This is a genomic window from Acidovorax sp. KPB24-03 (genome assembly GCF_057546605.1).
In genome coordinates, this window is sequence record NZ_BAAJYR010000408.1 from 1 (window position 1) to 3113 (window position 3113).

Annotated in this window: 3 protein-coding genes; 1 reads left to right on the top strand and 2 read right to left on the bottom strand. The window is 65.5% G+C overall.

Annotation, left to right across the window (positions count from 1 at the left end; translation table 11 throughout):
* Positions 1–367 (bottom strand): contractile injection system protein, VgrG/Pvc8 family (locus AC27KI_RS21740; RefSeq protein WP_487113958.1); only part of this gene is annotated, 367 nt, incomplete at its 3' end.
* A gap of 527 nt (positions 368–894) precedes the next feature.
* On the opposite strand from AC27KI_RS21740, the gene AC27KI_RS21745 reads away from it, so the two are divergent.
* Positions 895–2181, top strand: a complete 1287-nt coding sequence (locus AC27KI_RS21745) for an O-acetylhomoserine aminocarboxypropyltransferase/cysteine synthase family protein (RefSeq protein ID WP_284406853.1) — start codon at positions 895–897, stop codon at positions 2179–2181.
* 119 nt (positions 2182–2300) lie between these two features.
* On the opposite strand, the gene AC27KI_RS21750 is transcribed toward AC27KI_RS21745, so the two are convergent.
* A partial coding sequence (locus AC27KI_RS21750; RefSeq protein WP_487115779.1) for an SUMF1/EgtB/PvdO family nonheme iron enzyme occupies positions 2301–3113 on the bottom strand: 813 nt, incomplete at its 5' end.

Below are 3113 nucleotides of genomic sequence, written 5' to 3' on the forward strand. Positions count from 1 at the left end.
GTATTTTGCCGAGCACCTCCTCGATGATGTCGGGGACAGTCTTGTTCTGAAAGATCTTGAAGTCGCTTTGCCGCGTGGCCAGCCACAGCCAGGGGCTCAGGCGGGCCTTGTAGGTGTAGAAGCGGTGGTCCTGCCCCTGCAGCCCAAAGCGGGTGACGATGCCGTCCAGGTAGCGCCGGCCGCCGCCTTCGGTCTCCACCTCCACCGTGGCGTGCTTGCCCAGCAACGCCTTGGGGTCGAGGGACTTGCTCTCGCTCAGCAGATCCACATCCAATACAAACAGCTCGCTCAAGGATTCCTTGCCCTGCAAGCGGCGAAACTGCAGCTGTTCTCCCAATGGCGTTTGGATCGTGACGCGGCGTGTCATTGGCTGACGGTCTTTGGACCGCTCCCTCTCTTGATTTAGTGGCGCGGATGATAGCGATCTATCGCCTTTTCAAAAGAGGTAATAAGTATTTTCTATGCGTATTTTTTGTTTCAAGATGAAATGACTTTTTCAGGTTATCTGATCGGATTAACGACCGCCGAATGTCAAGGGCCAACCATGCTGATCTGGCATTGACTCCAACGTCAACCGCATAACCACACAGTCCAAACCATTACCCATATCGGCCCCTTGCCGACCTTTCGTCAGGAATCGGTTTTTGCCTGCCATGCTTATGGTGAAAATAATTCCAGAGTACCGGACGCGTTTCGCATACGGTGGCTGCCCGAACTCAAAACTGTGCCCGCCATGCGAACGCTGACACCCTTTTGTTGGCCGAATAAGCACATAGCCAATGCGTTGTTCGGCCGCCGGGCACACGGTGCAAGAATGGCCCGCACTGCGTTGCGCAGGCCTTGCCTGCGCTTCACGCACCCTGTTCCCGTCACCCCAGAAAGAGACAGCAACCCATGCGGATCGAAACCCTCGCCGTCCATGCCGGACAGTCGCCCGACCCCACCACCAAGGCGGTGGCCGTGCCCATCTACCAGACGGTGGCCTATGCCTTCGACAGCGCCCAGCACGGCGCCGACCTCTTCGACCTCAAGGTGCAGGGCAACATCTACACGCGCATCATGAATCCGACCAACGACGTGCTGGAAAAGCGCGTCGCGGCGCTGGAGGGCGGCATCGCCGCGCTGGCCGTGGCCTCGGGCATGGCAGCCATCACCTACGCGATCCAGACCATCGCCGAAGCCGGCGACAACATCGTCTCGGCCAGCACGCTCTACGGCGGCACCTACAACCTCTTCGCCCACACGCTGCCGCAGCAGGGCATCACCACGCGGTTCGCCGATCCGCGCGACCCGGCCAGCTTCGCGCAGCACATCGACGCACGCACCAAAGCCATCTTCATCGAATCCATCGGCAACCCGTTGGGCAACGTGACCGACATCGCGGCCCTGGCCCGGGTGGCGCACGACCATGGCGTGCCGCTCATCGTGGACAACACGGTGCCCAGCCCCTATCTGCTGCGCCCCATCGAACACGGCGCCGACATCGTGGTGCATTCGCTCACCAAGTACCTGGGCGGCCACGGCAACAGCGTGGGCGGCGCCATCGTGGACAGCGGCAAGTTCCCCTGGGCGAAGCACAAGGCGCGCTTTCCGCGCCTGAACGAGCCCGATGTGAGCTACCACGGCGTGGTCTACACCGAGGCGCTGGGCGAGGCGGCCTTCATCGGCCGCGCGCGCGTGGTGCCGCTGCGCAACACCGGCGCAGCCCTGGCCCCGCAGAACGCGTTCCTGATCCTGCAGGGCATCGAGACGCTCGCGCTGCGCATGGACCGCATCTGCGAGAACACGCTGGCCATTGCGCGCTCGCTGCAAGGCCATCCCAAGGTGGAGTGGGTGCGCTACGCCGGCCTGCCGGACCACCCGGACCACGCGCTGGTGCAGCGCCAGCTGGGCGGGCGGGCGTCGGGCATCCTGTCGTTCAGCCTGCGTTCGGAAGAAGGCACGGACCCGCGTGCGGCGGGTGCGCGCTTCCTGGATGCGCTGCAGCTCTTCACGCGCCTGGTGAACATCGGCGACGCCCGCTCGCTGGCCACTCACCCCGCATCGACCACGCACCGCCAGCTCGATGCCGGCGAGCTGGCCAAGGCAGGGGTCACGGAAGGCATGGTGCGGCTGTCCGTGGGCATCGAGCACATCGAGGATCTGCAGGCCGACCTGGCGCAGGCGCTGCAGGCGGTGTGACCGCCGCGTGGCCGGGGCGGCGGACTGCGGCCGCCCCCACGCGATCCATGGTCTTTTGGGCCTCCAGCGCAATCAGCACTATGGCATTCCGCTATTAATTCAATAGCAAATCAATCCCGTCACAGATCCCGCGCCAGCCGCAGCCCCGAGAACTGCCAGCGCGCGGTGGCGGGAAAGAAGTTGCGGTACGTCGCCCGCACATGCCCGGCGGGCGTCGCGCACGAGCCGCCGCGCAGCACGTATTGGTTGACCATGAACTTGCCGTTGTACTCGCCCACTGCGCCCTCGGCCACGCGGAAACCGGGGTAGGCAGCGTAGCTGGACTGCGTCCACTCCCACACGTCGCCGAACATTTGCACCAGGCCCCGCCCGGCATCGGAAGCCGGCCGCGGGTGCAACGTGCCGCTGTCGGCAAAGTGGCCGCTGGCAGCGTTCGCCCCGTGCACGCCCTGCACGCCCTGGGAGGTGGCCGCCACCTCCCATTCGGCCTCGGTGGGCAGGCGTGCACCGGCCCAGCGTGCATAGGCGTCGGCCTCGTAATACGACAGGTGCACCGCGGGGGCGTGGGGTTGTAGCGGGCGCGGTCCGGCCAGCGTGAACTCGTACCAGGCCACGCCCTGGCGTTGCCAGTAGATGGGGTGCGACAGCTGCTGCGCACGCACCCAGTCCCAGCCCTCGGCCAGCCAGTGGGCGGATTCCTGGTAGCCGCCGTCTTCGAAGAACGCCAGGTATTCGGCGGTGGTCACCGGCCGGTTGGCCAGCTCGAACGGCTGCAGGTACACGCGGTGGCGCGGCCCCTCGTTGTCGAAGGCGAAGCCGCCCCGGTCCCCGCCCGGATGGCCGATCTCGCACACGCCCCCTGCAAAGGGCTGCCAGGCCAGCGGGACGCCGCCGGCCGGCAAAGGCTGGGCCTGCTGCTGCTGCTGCTGCTG